The 13,641-nt window shown below is 73.1% G+C and carries 12 protein-coding genes; 5 read left to right on the forward strand and 7 right to left on the reverse strand.

The features are described 5' to 3' along the window. The first annotated feature begins 1 nt into the window (after position 1). Positions 2-2,422, forward strand: coding sequence for a malto-oligosyltrehalose synthase (gene treY / locus ACFO0B_RS28405; RefSeq protein ID WP_378616214.1), 2,421 nt, complete (start codon positions 2-4; stop codon positions 2,420-2,422). Here treY and ACFO0B_RS28410 read toward each other — a convergent pair. Beyond that, entirely contained in the window at positions 2,408-2,818 is a 411-nt protein-coding gene (locus ACFO0B_RS28410) for a hypothetical protein (protein WP_378616216.1), read from the reverse strand. The genes treY and ACFO0B_RS28410 overlap by 15 nt on opposite strands. 29 nt (positions 2,819-2,847) lie before the next feature. Beyond that, entirely contained in the window at positions 2,848-3,198 is a 351-nt protein-coding gene (locus tag ACFO0B_RS28415) for a nuclear transport factor 2 family protein (RefSeq protein WP_378616218.1), read from the reverse strand. 94 nt (positions 3,199-3,292) lie between these two features. On the opposite strand from ACFO0B_RS28415, the gene ACFO0B_RS28420 reads away from it, so the two are divergent. Next, on the forward strand, positions 3,293-5,953 hold the full coding sequence (locus ACFO0B_RS28420; protein WP_378616220.1) for a helix-turn-helix transcriptional regulator: 2,661 nt from the start codon (positions 3,293-3,295) through the stop codon (positions 5,951-5,953). Here the strand turns inward: ACFO0B_RS28420 and ACFO0B_RS28425 are convergent. After that, entirely contained in the window at positions 5,933-6,157 is a 225-nt protein-coding gene (locus ACFO0B_RS28425; RefSeq protein WP_378616221.1) for a hypothetical protein, read from the reverse strand. The genes ACFO0B_RS28420 and ACFO0B_RS28425 overlap by 21 nt on opposite strands. A 98-nt stretch (positions 6,158-6,255) precedes the next feature. On the opposite strand from ACFO0B_RS28425, the gene ACFO0B_RS28430 reads away from it, so the two are divergent. Beyond that, the gene (locus tag ACFO0B_RS28430) at positions 6,256-6,690 is read left to right on the forward strand and encodes a nitroreductase family deazaflavin-dependent oxidoreductase (protein ID WP_378616222.1); all 435 of its coding nucleotides are present in this window, start codon (positions 6,256-6,258) and stop codon (positions 6,688-6,690) included. 62 nt (positions 6,691-6,752) lie between these two features. Beyond that, a complete protein-coding gene (ilvA, locus tag ACFO0B_RS28435) occupies positions 6,753-8,108 on the forward strand; it encodes a threonine ammonia-lyase IlvA (RefSeq protein WP_378616224.1) in 1,356 nt (451 codons plus the stop codon). A gap of 21 nt (positions 8,109-8,129) precedes the next feature. Here the strand turns inward: ilvA and ACFO0B_RS28440 are convergent, their stop codons facing one another. The 3 genes from ACFO0B_RS28440 to ACFO0B_RS28450 form a co-directional block, all read right to left on the reverse strand. Then, positions 8,130-9,380: a serine hydrolase domain-containing protein gene (locus ACFO0B_RS28440; protein WP_378616226.1), complete on the reverse strand. Its 1,251-nt coding sequence runs from the start codon at positions 9,378-9,380 to the stop codon at positions 8,130-8,132. A 56-nt stretch (positions 9,381-9,436) separates the two neighbouring features. Beyond that, positions 9,437-11,173, reverse strand: coding sequence for a malto-oligosyltrehalose trehalohydrolase (gene treZ / locus ACFO0B_RS28445; RefSeq protein WP_378616228.1), 1,737 nt, complete (start codon positions 11,171-11,173; stop codon positions 9,437-9,439). Between the two features lie 121 nt (positions 11,174-11,294). Further along, entirely contained in the window at positions 11,295-11,699 is a 405-nt protein-coding gene (locus ACFO0B_RS28450; protein ID WP_378616230.1) for a hypothetical protein, read from the reverse strand. Between the two features lie 99 nt (positions 11,700-11,798). On the opposite strand from ACFO0B_RS28450, the gene ACFO0B_RS28455 reads away from it, so the two are divergent. Beyond that, positions 11,799-12,776, forward strand: coding sequence for a beta-mannosidase (locus tag ACFO0B_RS28455; protein WP_378616232.1), 978 nt, complete (start codon positions 11,799-11,801; stop codon positions 12,774-12,776). A gap of 295 nt (positions 12,777-13,071) precedes the next feature. Here ACFO0B_RS28455 and ACFO0B_RS28460 read toward each other — a convergent pair. Next, the coding region (locus tag ACFO0B_RS28460) for a tetratricopeptide repeat protein (RefSeq protein WP_378616234.1) at positions 13,072-13,641 on the reverse strand (570 nt) is incomplete at its 5' end.

Consider the following 13,641-nt stretch of genomic DNA (forward strand, 5'->3'; position numbering starts at 1 on the left):
CATGACCGAGTCCGCGACGCACACCACCGACCCCACCCCCCGCCGCCGGGCGCCCGCCCGGCGGCCGGTGCGCAGCACCTACCGGCTGCAACTCCGGCCGGACGCGCTGACCTTCGCCGACGCCAGGTCCATCGCGGAGTACCTGCAGCAGCTGGGGATCTCGCACCTCTACCTCTCGCCCATCCTGACCGCGGTGCGCGGCTCGACGCACGGCTACGACGTCACCGACCCGACCACGGTCTCGGCGGCGCTCGGCGGCCCGGCCGGGCTCAAGGCGCTCGCCGACGAGGTGCGCACCAGGGGCATGGGGCTGATCGTCGACCTGGTGCCGAACCACGTCGGGGTCGGCGACCCGCGGCAGAACAAGTGGTGGTGGGATGTGCTGCGGCACGGGCGGGAGTCGCAGTACGCGCACTGGTTCGACATCGACTGGAGCCAGGGCAACGGCGCGGGCGGGCGGCTCGCGCTCCCGGTGCTGCAGGGGGAGAACGACCCGGCGGCGCTCGGCGTCGACCGCTCCGGCCCGGAGCCGATGCTCAGCCTGCACGACATGCGGTTCCCGATCGCGCCGGGCACCGACGGCGACAACGCGCTGCGCATCCACGACAGGCAGCACTACCGGCTGGTGAGCTGGAAGTCGGGGGTCTGCACCTACCGGCGCTTCTTCGCGGTGAGCGAGCTGGCGGCGGTGCGGCAGGAGGATCCGGAGGTCTTCGAGGCCACGCACCGGGAGCTGGCGGCGTGGTGCGAGCACGACCTGATCGACGGCGTCCGGATCGACCACCCGGACGGCCTCGCCGACCCGATCGGCTACCTGCACCGGCTGCGGAAACTGCTCGGCCCGGACCGGCTGCTGCTGATCGAGAAGATCCTGGCCAACCGCGAGCCGCTGGACCCGACGCTGCCGATCGACGGCACCACCGGCTACGACGCCCTCGCCGACCTGGGCGGGGTGCTCATCGACCCGGCGGGCGAGCCCGCGCTCACCGAGCTCTCCCGCCGCTTCACCGGGCACGGCAGCGACCGCTCCTGGATCGGCGAGACCGAGCACCGGATCAAGCGCGCGGTGGCCGAGACCATCCTCTCCCCCGAGGTGCGCAGGCTGGTCGCCGCGATCAAGCACGACGCCGACACGCCGGGCTTCGACACCATGGCGCTGACCAACGCCACCATCGAGGTGCTCGCCTTCATGCCGGTCTACCGGGCCGACTACAGCCCGCTGGCCGGGATGACCGGCGCCGTCGTCGCCGAGGTGGAGCGGCGCAACGCCGAGCTCACCGCGCCGCTGCAGGTGCTGGTGACGGCGCTGGCCAGGGACGGCGAGGCGCAGATCCGGTTCGACCAGGTGTGCGGGGCGATGACCGCGAAGGCGGTCGAGGACGCGATGTTCTACCGCGCGGTCCGGCTGATCTCGCTGCAGGAGGTGGGCGGCAGTCCGGCGCGCTTCGCCCGCTCGGTGAACGAGTTCCACCTGGCCAACAGCGAGCGGGCCAGGCGCTGGCCGTCCTCGATGACCACGCTCTCCACCCACGACACCAAGCGCGGCGAGGACGTCAGGGCCAGGATCGGGGTGCTCTCCCAGGTCGGCAACACCTGGGCGCGCCGGGTGCGGACCTGGCAGGAGGCGACCCCGAGCCCGGACGGCGCGACCGCGCTCTTCCTGCTGCAGAACATGTTCGGGGTCTGGCCGGCGGACGGCCGCCCGGCCTCCTCGGTGCCCGGGCTGCGCGAGCGCATCCACCAGTACGCGGAGAAGGCGATCCGGGAGGCGGGCACCCGCACCTCCTGGGAGGACCCGGACACCGAGTTCGAGACGGCGGTGCACCGCTGGCTGGACGCGGTGATCGACGGGCCGGTCGGCTCCGGGCTGAACGACCTGGTGCACGAGCTGGCCCCGCACGCCTGGTCGGACGCGCTGGCGCAGAAGCTGCTGCAGCTCTGCGGGCCCGGCGTCCCCGACATCTACCAGGGCTGCGAGCTCTGGGAGGACTCGCTCGTCGACCCGGACAACCGGCGCCCGGTCGATTTCGCGGTGCGCGCCGGGATGCTGCAGATGCTCGAGACCACCCCGCCGCTCGACCCCACCGGCGCGGCCAAGATGTGGGTGGTCGCCTACGCGCTGTGGCTGCGCCGGGAGCGCCCCGAGTGCTTCGTCGGCGGCAGCTACCTGCCGATGCACGCCATCGGCGAGCAGGCCGGGCACCTCATCTGCTACGGCCGCGGCAAGCCGGGCCGGCTGCCCGAGGTGCTGGTCGCCGCCACCAGACACAGCGTGAAGCTGAAGGAGACCGGCTGGGCGGACACGGTGCTCGACCTGCCGCCCGGGGTCTGGACCGACCGGCTCACCGGCGAGACCTTCCAGGGGCGGGCCCACCTCGAGAAGATCTTCGACCGATTGCCGGTGGCGCTACTCGTGCGCTGACCCCCGGCGCAGCCCCAGGTACTGCAGGGCGGCGAAGGCGCCGACCACCAGCGCCTGCAGCACCGCCCAGACCGCGCCGGCCGCGGTGACGCCGAGCGCACCGGCGAGCAGCGTGACCACGCTCGCCGCGGCCCAGGCGGCGTTCACCGCGATCACCGCCGCCGCGGCGGCGGCCGGGATCCGGGCGAGCTGCCCGATCGCGGCGACCGCGACGGCGTAGAGCGTCAGGAACACTCCGATCGGGATGCCGATCCCGCGGTCGAGGCCGAGCAGCGATTCGATCGGTCCGGCCAGCGCCAGGTAGGCGAGGCCGTTCACCCCGGTGACGACGGCGTCGGCGCGCAGCGCGAGCCGCAGCAGCCGGTCGCCGGGGGCGAGCAGTCCGGTGACGGTCATGACGGAACCTCCTCGGGTTCGGGTGGGAACTACGCGGGCACCTGGTCCAGGAACCCGTAGACGGTGCCGATCCGGCCCTGATCCAGCACGGCGACGTCGAAGCCGACCACCACCGGCGCGGCGCCGGCGGGGCCGAGCTCCCAGGTGAAGCGCACCTGGTCGTGGTGGCCGTCCGGCTCGCCGGCCAGCCGGAACTCCCAGCCGGGGAACTGTGCCTGGGCGGCGGCGATGCCCGCGTCGATCTCGTCGTGGCCGCGCACGGCCATGAGCGGGTCGGTGTATTCGGCGTCGGCGGTGAAGACCCGGACGATCGCCGCCCGGCGGGCCGCCGGGTCGGTGGTGTTCCACACTGCCAGGTACTGCGTCACGATCTCGTTCACGATTTCTCCCTTACCTGCTGATCCTCGGTGTGCGGACTACGTTATGGCGGGCCGGGGGTGCGCCGAATCGGTCGCCTATAGGTAGTTTTCGAGGATGCCGACCGCACTACTGGGCCGCGCGGCCGAGCTGGCCCGCATCGACGCCCTGCTCGCCGCGGCGCGGGCGGGCCGCAGCGGCGCGCTGGTGCTGCGCGGCGAGGCCGGCATCGGCAAGACCGCGCTGCTGGAGTACGCGGCCGCGGCCGGGTTGCCGACGGTGCGCGGCGCCGGGATCGAGTCCGAGGCCGAGCTGCCCTTCGCCGCACTGCATCTGCTGGTCCGCGGGGCCGACCTGGGCGCGCTCCCGCCGCGCCAGCGCGCCGCGCTGGACGGCGCCTTCGGACTCGCCGAGCCCGACCCGGCCGACCGCATGCTGATCGGCCTCGCGGTGCTCTCGCTGCTGGCCGAGGAGGCGGCCGACGGCCCGCTGCTCTGCCTCGTCGACGACGCGCACCGGCTGGACCGCGCCACCGCGGAGACGCTGCTCTTCGCGGCCCGCCGCCTGGACGCCGAGGGCGTCGCCCTGATCTTCGCCACCCGGGCAGGCGACGACGACTTCCCGGCGCCGGGGCTGCCCGAGCTGCCCGTCGGCGCGCTGCCGCCCGAGGTCGCCGCCGCGCTGCTGGACGCCGGGCACACCGGGCTCGCACCGGCCGTGCGCTACCGCGCACTGGTCGAGTCGGCGGGCAACCCGCTCGCCCTGCTGGAGCTACCGGCGCTGCTCACCGCCGAGACGCCGGGCGCCGCACCGGATCAGCCGCTGCCGCAGCGGCTCCGGCAGGCTTTCCACGGCCAGGTCGCCCGGCTCCCCGCGGCCACCCGCACCCTGCTGCTGGTCGCCGCCGCGGCCGCCGCCGCCGATCTGGGCACGGTGCTGCGCGCCGCGGCGGCGCTGCGGGTGGGGCCGGAGGAGCTGACCCCGGCCGAGCGAGCCGGGCTGGTGCGCACCGGCACCGCGGGGGTGGTGTTCCGGCACCCGCTGCTGCGCTCGGCGGTGTACCAGGGCGCGCCGCTGCCCGAGCGGCTCGCCGCGCACCGGGCGCTGGCCGATGCCGCCACCGGCCCGGAGAACGCCGATATCCGGGCCTGGCACCTGGCCGCCGCGGCCACCGGCCCGGACGAGGCGGTCGCCGCGGCGCTGGCGGACACCGCGGAGCGGGCCCGCCGCCGCAGCGGCTACCACGGCGCGGTCGCCGCCTACGAGCGCGCGGCCGCGCTCAGCGTGGACGACGCGGCGCGGGCGCGCAGGCTGCTGCCCGCCGCGGAGACCGCCGCCGAGGCCGGGCTGCTCGACCTCGCCCGCCGCTGCGCCGACCGCGCGGCGGCGGTGGCCGCGCCGGACCCGGCCACCCTGGCCCGGCTGGACGTGGTGCGCGGGCTGGCCGAGTTCGGCGCCGGGCGCCCGGCGGCCGCGCACCGGCTGCTGCTCGGCGCCGCCGCGGGCAGCGAACCCGCCCGCGCCGCCCGCATCCTGATCCAGGCGGTGCACCCGGCCTGGTACCTGGGCGACCCCGAGATCACCGCGGTGGCAGCGGCTTTCGCCGCGCTCCCGCTGCCGGAGGGCGACCCGGTCGCGCCGATCGCGGGCTACGTGCTTCCCGCGCTGCGCACCACCGGCACCGTCGACCTGCGGGACGCGGCCGCCACGGCTCGGCGGCTCGGCGCGGACAGCCCGCGCGACCTGGTGCAGCTGTGCGGGGCCGGGCTGGTGGTCGGGCAGGACGAGCAGGTCGGTGAGCTGGCCGCCGCGCTGATCGCCGAGTGCAGGGAGCAGGGTCGGATCGCGCTGCTGCCGCCGCTGCTCTTCTTCCTGGCCGAGTCCGAGCTCTTCGGCGGCAACCCCGCGGAGGCGGCGGTGGCCGGGGCCGAGGGGCTGCGGATCGCCGAGGACGCCGGGCTCGGCCAGTGGGTGAGCCAGCACCAAGCCTTCCGCGCCTACCTCGCCGCGCTCACCGGCGACGAGGCGGAGTGCCTGGCCGCGGTGGCGGAGGTCGGTGGTGCCCTGGCACCGGGCGCCACCTGGGCGGATGCCGCGCTCGGGGTGCTCGAGCTCGGCCTCGGCCGGGTGGCGGGCGCGCTGCACCGGCTCACCGCGCTCACCGCGGGGCCGGTGCGGCACCACGTGGCGGCGGTGCGCGCGCTGCCCGACGTGGTGGAGGCGGCGGTGCGGCTCGGCGAGCCGGAGCGGGCCGGGGACGCCGTCGAGCGGCTCGCCGAGTGGGCCCGGCGCGGCGGGCAGCCGTGGGTGGCGGCGCTGGAGCAGCGCTGCCGCGCCCTGCGCACCGGCGACGAGCGGCACTTCCGCGCCGCGCTCGAGCTCGGTCCGCGCCCGCTGGAGCAGGCCCGCACCCGGCTGCTCTACGGCGAGTGGCTGCGCAGAGCCAAGCGCAAGACCGAGGCGCGGGCCCAGCTGGAGCCGGCGGCGCAGGCGTTCGAGCGGGCGGGCGCCACGCCGTGGGCGGCTCGGGCGCGCACGGAGCTGGCGGCGCTCGGCGGCGGCGCGGCACCGGCGGCCGGTCCGGGACCGGTCGCCCGGCTCACCCCGCAGGAGCTGCAGATCGTCCGGCTGGCCGCCCGCGGGCTCTCCAACCGGGACATCGCGGCACAGCTCTTCCTGAGCCCGCGCACGGTGGGGCACCACCTGTACAAGGCGTATCCGAAATTGGGGGTGGCGGCGCGCGGCGAGCTGGCGGGGCTACCGCTGCAGGCGGGGTGACACCGCGGCGAGCGCCCAGCGCCCGGCGGCGAGCCCGGCGCCACCGAGCACCGCGACCGCGGGCGAGCCGGTGACCAGCAGCAGGATCAGCAGTGCGACCAGGCCGAGCGCGATGGCCTCCAGCTTGAAGAGCGGCCACGGCACCCCGGCGAGCAACACCGTCGGCCGCTCGGCGATCGAGGAATCAGGGTGCACCGCTGTCATGTCTTCACCATAGCCGCGCGAAAGATTTCGGTCCACCGAACTTTTCTGTTCCGTGTGTCACGGGAACAGTGCGGGCCGTCGTGCGAGTTACTGGTTGCATGCCTCTTACAGGAGAGTACGAACCGAGCACGTCCGACTGGGCCAGGGAGCAGGCCGAGCAGTACGAGAAATCCGGCGGCACCGAGGCCACCACGCTGCGCGGGGTGCCGGTCATCCTGCTGACCACCCGGGGCGCCAAATCCGGCAAGCTGCGCAAGACCCCGCTCATGCGGGTCGAGCACGGCGGCGAGTACGCGGTGGTGGCCTCGCTCGGCGGCGCGCCCAAGCACCCGGTCTGGTACTTCAACATCAAGGCCGACCCGCACGTCGAGCTGCGCGACGGCACCGAGACCAAGGACTACACCGCGCGCGAGGTGACCGGCGACGAGAAGGCCGTCTGGTGGGAGCGCGCCGTCGCGGTCTGGCCGGACTACGCCGACTACCAGACCAAGACCAGCCGGGAAATCCCGGTTTTCGTACTCGAACCGCGCTGACCAGCCCGGACGGCCGCCACCCGGCGCGCGCGGCGCGCGTGCCTGGTGGCACCATTGACCGGGTGTCCAATCCGCTTCCGGTACTCGAGCCCACGTCCAGCACGCACCCGGCACTGACCGCTGCCGAGATCGACGCCGCGGCGGAGCGAATTCGGCACATCATCGAGCCGACACCGCTCCAGCACAGCCCGCGGCTATCGGCGCTCACCGGTGCGACGGTCTACCTGAAGCGCGAGGATCTCACCGCGGTCCGCTCCTACAAGCTGCGCGGCGCCTACAACCTGATGGTCCAGCTCACCCCCGCCGAGCGCGCCGCCGGGGTGGTCGCCGCCAGCGCGGGCAACCACGCGCAGGGCGTCGCCTACGCCTGCCAGGCGATGCGGGTGCGCGGCCGGATCTACGTGCCGACCACGACGCCGAAGCAGAAGCTCGACCGGATCCGGGTGCACGGCGGCGAGTTCGTCGAGCTCATCGCGGTCGGCGAGAACTTCGACGCGGCCGCGGCGGCCGCCGCCGACGACGTGGCGAGCACCGGGGCCACCATGGTCCCGCCCTTCGACGACCCGCGCACCGCCGCCGGGCAGGGCACCATCGCCGCCGAATTCCTGACCCAGCTCGACACCGCGCCGGAGTTGGTGATCGTTCCGGTCGGCGGCGGCGGCTGCCTGGCCGGGATCGGCACCTACCTGCGCGACCGCTCCCCGCACACCGGCATCCTCGGCGTCGAGCCCGCGGGCGCCGCCTCGATGACGGCGGCGCTGGTGGCGGGCGGTCCGGTGACGCTGCCGGAGATCGATCCGTTCGTCGACGGCGCCGCCGTCCGGCGGATCGGCGCGGTGCCGTTCGCCGCGGTCACCGAGTTCGGCGGGCGGGTGGTCTCGCACGGCTCGCTGCCGCTGCTCGCGGCCCCGGCCGGCGGCACCGGCGCGGGCGACTTCGGGCTCATGCAGATCGACGAGGGCGCTATCTGCACCGCCATGCTGGAGCTGTACCAGAACGAGGGCATCATCGCCGAGCCCGCCGGCGCGCTCGCCACCGCCGCGCTCGCCGAGATCTCGGTGCCGCCCGGCTCGACGGTGGTGGTGCTGGTCTCCGGCGGCAACAACGACGTCTCCCGGTACAACGAGATCATCGAGCGCTCGCTGGTGCACCAGGGGCTCAAGCACTACTTCCTCGTCGACTTCCCGCAGGAGCCGGGGGCGCTGCGCCGGTTCCTGGACGAGGTGCTCGGCCCGGACGACGACATCACCGTCTTCGAGTACGTCAAGCGCAACAACCGGGAGACCGGCGCCGCGCTGGTCGGCATCGAACTCGGCGCCGCCGACTGCCTGGACGCGCTGTTGCGCCGGATCGAGGACTCGCCGATCAACTGCGAGCGGCTCGACCCCGGCTCACCCGCCTATCGCTACCTCACCTGAACCGGCCCGCCCGCCGTCCGCTCACGCCGCGGAGCGGGCGGCGGGCGTGAGCTCGGCCCTGGTACCGCGCACACAGCCGACGATCAGCGGGAGCAGCCAGGCGACGGTGGAGATGTCGAGGCCGAAGAGCGGCAGCGTGAAGCGGTTGTGCACGAAGCCCACCGAGATGCCGGAGCGCGGGTCGACCCAGCCGAACGAGCCGTTCAGCCCGATGTGGCCGAAGCCGGTCGGGCCGCCGGGCACCGGGATCGAGTGGTACCCGAGGTGCCACATCATCGGCAGGTAGAACAGCGCGTGATCCAGCTGGTAGCTGCGCACCTTGCGCATCTCGTGCAGCGTGTGCCCGGAGAGGTAGCGCTCGCCGTTCACCACGCCGTCGCCGGCCAGCGCGCCGTACACGGTGGCCAGCGCGGAGGCGGTGCAGACGCCGTTCGCGGCGCCCTGCTCGGTCTGCAGGAGCGAGGGCTCCGCGCCCTCCAGGATGGCTTCGAGCCCCGGCACGAAGAGGCAGCGCACCGCCGCCCCGACCACGCCGGGGATGCCGTGGCCGCGGCCGAGCACCAGCGAGGCGATGGGGTTGCGGGCGGCGCTCAGCTGGGTGCCCGCCATCGGCGCGTAGCGGGTGGCCGAGCCGGGGCCCGGGTAGCCGAGGTGCAGCCCGTCGCGGATACCGAGCGGCGCGGTGACCTCCTCGCGGAAGAGCTGCCCCATGCTCTTGCCGGTGACCGAGCGGGCCAGCCCGCTCATCAGCCAGCCGTAGGTGAGCGCGTGGTAGGTCGGGGTGCCGAGCAGGTGGTCCGGCGCGGCGGCGGCCAGCCGCTGCTCCATGAGCTCGTGGTCGAGCACCTCGCTGGTGTTCTGCGCGACCTGCCGCAGCGCGGAGAGCCCGGCCCGGTGCGTCATGACCTGCTCGACCGTGATGCCTGCCTTGCCGTTGGCCCCGAACTCCGGCCAGTACTCGGCCATCGGCGCGTAGTAGTCGATCAGCCCGCGGTCGGCGAGCCGGTGGATCACCGTCGCGGTGATGCCCTTGGTGGCGGAGAAGACCACGGTGCCGGTGTCGGCGGTCCAGGGCCGGTCACCGCCGTAGCCGGTCCAGAAGTGGGCGAGCGGCTGTCCGTGCCGGTACACCGCGAGCGCGGCCCCCGCGTCCCTCCGGTGGCCGAAGACCCGCGCGAAGGCGCGGATCAGCGGAGCGAACTCGGTGCCGGCGCTGCCGCCGACACCGTCCGGTAGCTCGGCGCGATCGCCGGCGGAAGCAACGGTGCTCATAGAACAACGGTAATCGCGCGATTCGGCTCCGGCAATCACCCGTCCGAGACGGTGATTCAATTGTTCTCGCAGGCCAGCAGCGCGAAGGAGTGGCCGGGGAGCACCGTACCGGCACCTCCCGGCGAACTGTCCGGCTCGGTCGAGGCCAGTACTGTGATGCCGGTCACCGGTACTGTCACCGGTTCGGTGCCGAGGTTGCAGGCCAGCTCGAGGCCACCGCGGGTGATCACGATCCAGTTCGCGGCCTGGTCGTAGCGGACCGCGTGGTCCGGTATCCAGGTGCCGGTGAACTCCGGCCGCAGCCTGCGCACCGCGAGCAGATCCCGGTACAGCTCGAGTAGCCCGGCCCGGGACGGGTCGGCGGATTCGGTCCAATCCAGCTTGCTGCGGGCGAAGGTCTCGGGGTCCTGCGGGTCGGGGACGTCCGCGGTGGCCCAGCCGTGCTCGGCGAACTCCGCCTTGCGCCCGGCCCCGGTGGCCGCGCCGATCTCCGGGTCGGTGTGCGAGGTGAAGAAGAGGAACGGCGTGCGCGCGCCCCACTCCTCCCCCATGAACAGCATCGGGGTGAACGGCGCGAGCAGCACCAGCGCCGCCTTGATCGCCAGCTGGCCGTCGGTGAGGTTCATCGACGGCCGGTCGCCGATGGCCCGGTTGCCGATCTGGTCGTGGTCGCAGGTGTAGCCGAAGAGCGCGGACGGCGGCGTCGTCGCGCGGTCCACCGGGCGTCCGTGCCTGCGCTCGCGGAAGCTGGAGTAGCTGCCGGCGTGGTAGAAACCGCGGGTCAGCGTGGTGGCCAGGCACTCGAGGCTGCCGAAGTCGGCGTAGTAGCCCTGCCGCTCGCCGGAGACGGCGGTGTGCACGGCGTGGTGCAGGTCGTCGTTCCACTGCGCGGTGAGGCCGTAGCCGCCCGCCGCGCGCGGGGTGATCAGCCGTGGGTCGTTGAGGTCGCTCTCGGCGACCAGGGTGAGCGGGCGCCCGACCCGGGCCGAGAGCACCGCGACCTCGGTGGCGAGCTCCTCCAGCAGGTGTGCGGCGGTGCGGTCGACCAGGGCGTGCACCGCGTCCAGGCGCAGCGCGTCGAGGTGGAAGTCGCGCAGCCAGCGCAGCGCGTTGTCCAGGACGTACCGGCGCACGTGGTCCGAGCCGGGGCCGTCGAGGTTGAGGCTCTGCCCCCAGGTGTTGCGGCCGTCGGTCAGGTACGGGCCGTATCTCGGCAGGTAGTTGCCGGAGGGGCCGAGGTGGTTGTAGACGACGTCGAGCGCCACCGCGAGCCCGCGCGCGTGGCAGGCGTCGACGAAGCGCTGCAGCCCGGCGGGGCCGCCGTAGGAGTCCTGCACCGCGTACCAGAGCACGCCGTCGTAGCCCCAGTTGTGCGTGCCGTCGAAGGCGTTCACCGGCATCAGCTCGACCACGGTGACGCCGAGGTCGACGAGGTGGTCGAGTTTGCCGATGGCGGCGTCGAAGGTGCCGTCCGGGGTGAAGGCGCCGATGTGCAGCTCGTAGAAGACCGCGCCGGGCAGCCCGCGGCCGGGCCAGGCGGCGTCGGTCCAGAGCTCCGGGTCCGGGCTCCAGAGCGCGGAGCGGCCGTGCACGCCGTCCGGCTGCCAGGGCGAGCGCGGGTCGGGGAGGACGGTGGGGTCGTCGTCGAGCAGGAAACCGTAACGGGCGCCGGGGGCGGCCGGGATGTCGGCTCGCCACCAGCCTTCGTCGTCCCGGTGCAGCGGGTGCACCGCGCCGTCGAGATCGAGACGGACCAGATCCGGCCGGGGCGCCCACACCTCGAAGAGAGTCACCCGGCCAGGATTCCACGTTCGCGGGCGGTGTGCCGGGAACGGGAAAGGCCGCCGGTCCGCATGGACCGGCGGCCTTCGTGACCCGTGCGGTGGGCACCCCTCGCCCCCACCGCGGGGAGCGCTACAGGATCTCGACCTGCAGGTAGTACTCGGTATTGCCGCGAGTCGGCGCGATATCGAGGATGTAATTGCCGGAGAGCGGCAGCCACACCTCGGTGTAGGTCTCCTCGATGGCGAGGATGGTGCCGTCCGGGGCGATCAGGGTGAAGACCGCGTTGTCCTCGACCGAGCCGAGCCCGGCGCTGAACAGCTGGCCGGAGCGGGCCTCCAGGATGTAGGTGTCCGAGTCGCCGCGGACCACGGCGCCGCCGATGCCGCCGCTGCTCGTCCCCGGCTGCAGCTTCAGCTCGGTGAAGACCCCGGCGGTGGCCGATCCCGACGCACCCGCGATGGTCAGCGCGGCGGCGGCCGCCAGCGCGGTGAACGCGAGGGCCAGCAGCCGGAACTGGGCGCGAAGGACGTTCATTTTCTTTCTCCCTGTGTGTGTCTCGATCGGTGTTGAGGAAAGGATGCGGTCCTCCGCTTTTCGCCCCCTTAACGTTCGGTCAACGCCCACACTGGGGTGATGCCGAGGGTGCGCGTGCAGCAGGGGGAACTGCGGTTGGACGGCGCGCCGTGGTGGCCCGCCGGGTTGAACGCCTACCAGCTCGGCACGAACTGGGCGATCAACCGCGGCTGCGGCGCCCAGGTCGACCTGGACACGTATTTCGCCGCGCTGCACCCCGATTCGCTCACCCGCTTCAATGCCTTCGAGGCGCTGGCCACGCACAGGGTGACCGGCGCCCGCGACTGGGCCCCGCTCGACGCGGTCTTCGCCGCCGCCGAACGGCACGGACAGCTGCTCATCCCGGTGCTCACCGCCCAGGACGGCGCCTGCGAGGACGAGCAGTTCAAGCAGTACGGCTGGTACACCGGCGGCTGGCGCGGCCCCTTCGCCGCCTGGACCGCGGCCGCCACCACCCGCTGGCACGCCTCCCCCGCGCTCGCCGCCTGGGAACTCGTCGGCGAACCCGAGCCGGGCGTCTGCCCCGGCGGCGACTGCGCTTGGAACGCCCGCACCTGTCCGTCGGACGCCGCCGCCGTCCTACGCGCCTTCATGGACGAGGCGGGCGAGATCGTCCGGGCGAACTCGCCCGGCACCCTTATTACCGCCGGGCTGCTCGGTGGCGGTCAATGCGGTTCGGCCGGAGCCGAATACGGGCTCATCGCGGAGTCGCCGAACGTCGACATCATGCAATACCACGACTACGGCGCCGACGGCGTCCCGCTCCCCGGCGATCAGTGGAACGGCCTGGCCCGCCGCATCAAGCAGGCGCAGGCCGCCGGGAAGCCGCTGCTGGTGGGTGAAATCGGACAGTACAGCGACCAGTCACCGGCGTCCCTGGCCCAGCGCGCCGCCGATATCGCGCACAAGATCGACGGCCAGCGCGCCGCCGGCACCGCGGGCGCCCTGCTCTGGGCCTTCGTCCCGGACCCGCGCCCGGGCGAACAGACCTACGACATCGGCCCCGGCGACCCGCTCTTCACCATTCTCGTTGGGTAGTGAGCCGTCTCGTCCATAGAACGCTGATAGGGCGCGCAGATTTGAAGAACCTGGGCTGGCACCCGAAAAGGTGACTGCTCGCTTGTTCATGCTGCGACCGCCGTATGGGCGGTGTCCGGAGGGGGTATCGACCAATACGCCAACCTGCTTCAACACCGAAAACTGCTGGTCATCGATTGATAGGAACAACGAAAGCGATCCTCGTTCGTCCTCGTCCATCGGCCGATTGCTCTGATCGGATCTATGCGGCGCGCCTATTCCGTGTGGCTGGTCTGCTTGTGTTTCGAGCCGTTCGCTACGTCTGGTCGTGTTGGTCGAGTCGGTGTCGGAGTGCGGTCGCGGTGGTCGGGTCGAGTGCGTCGATGACGCCATCGATGGTGTGCTGGTCGAGATGGGTTCGTTGTTCGGTGAGCGATCTGATGTCTTCGGACTCGAATTCACCGGTCAGCCGCCACCAGCCGATGGTGGCCTCGACGAGAATTGAGAACGCTTCCGCATAACGACCTGTGTCGGCTAGCACGCGCCCCAGCGTTGTGGTGACCTGCGAGGCCGCGCGTTCGTCGTCGGAGTCGCGGTATGCCTGGAGTGCTTGCCGTAGGTAGTCCTCGGCCTGCTCGAAGCGCCGTTGCGCCTGCGCCACGGTGCCGAGTTGGTGGTAGGTGCTCGCGGTGCTGTGGCGGTCGCCGAACTCCAAAGACAGGTCGAGGGCTTGGCGGTAGCAGTCCTCGGCTTGCTCGAACCGCCGCTGATCCTGCGCCACCATGCCGAGTTGGTGGTAGGTGCTCGCGGCGCTGTGACGGTCGCCGAACTCCAGTTTGAGGTCGAGGGCTTGGCGGTAGCAGTCCTCGGCTTGCTCGAACCGCCG

The sequence above is a fragment of the Nocardia jiangsuensis genome (assembly GCF_042650385.1).
Taxonomy (GTDB): domain Bacteria; phylum Actinomycetota; class Actinomycetes; order Mycobacteriales; family Mycobacteriaceae; genus Nocardia; species Nocardia jiangsuensis.

What these genes read in the sequence shown, in the direction of transcription:
- ACFO0B_RS28420 (WP_378616220.1), top strand. Translation starts at nt 3,293, where the DNA reads ATGCCGACCGCACTACTGGGCCGCGCGGCCGAGCTGGCCCGCATCGAC.
- treY (WP_378616214.1), top strand. Translation starts at nt 2, where the DNA reads ATGACCGAGTCCGCGACGCACACCACCGACCCCACCCCCCGCCGCCGG.
- ACFO0B_RS28410 (WP_378616216.1), bottom strand. Translation starts at nt 2,818, where the DNA reads ATGACCGTCACCGGACTGCTCGCCCCCGGCGACCGGCTGCTGCGGCTC.
- ACFO0B_RS28440 (WP_378616226.1), bottom strand. Translation starts at nt 9,380, where the DNA reads ATGAGCACCGTTGCTTCCGCCGGCGATCGCGCCGAGCTACCGGACGGT.
- ACFO0B_RS28450 (WP_378616230.1), bottom strand. Translation starts at nt 11,699, where the DNA reads ATGAACGTCCTTCGCGCCCAGTTCCGGCTGCTGGCCCTCGCGTTCACC.
- ACFO0B_RS28425 (WP_378616221.1), bottom strand. Translation starts at nt 6,157, where the DNA reads ATGACAGCGGTGCACCCTGATTCCTCGATCGCCGAGCGGCCGACGGTG.
- ACFO0B_RS28455 (WP_378616232.1), top strand. Translation starts at nt 11,799, where the DNA reads ATGCCGAGGGTGCGCGTGCAGCAGGGGGAACTGCGGTTGGACGGCGCG.
- ACFO0B_RS28430 (WP_378616222.1), top strand. Translation starts at nt 6,256, where the DNA reads ATGCCTCTTACAGGAGAGTACGAACCGAGCACGTCCGACTGGGCCAGG.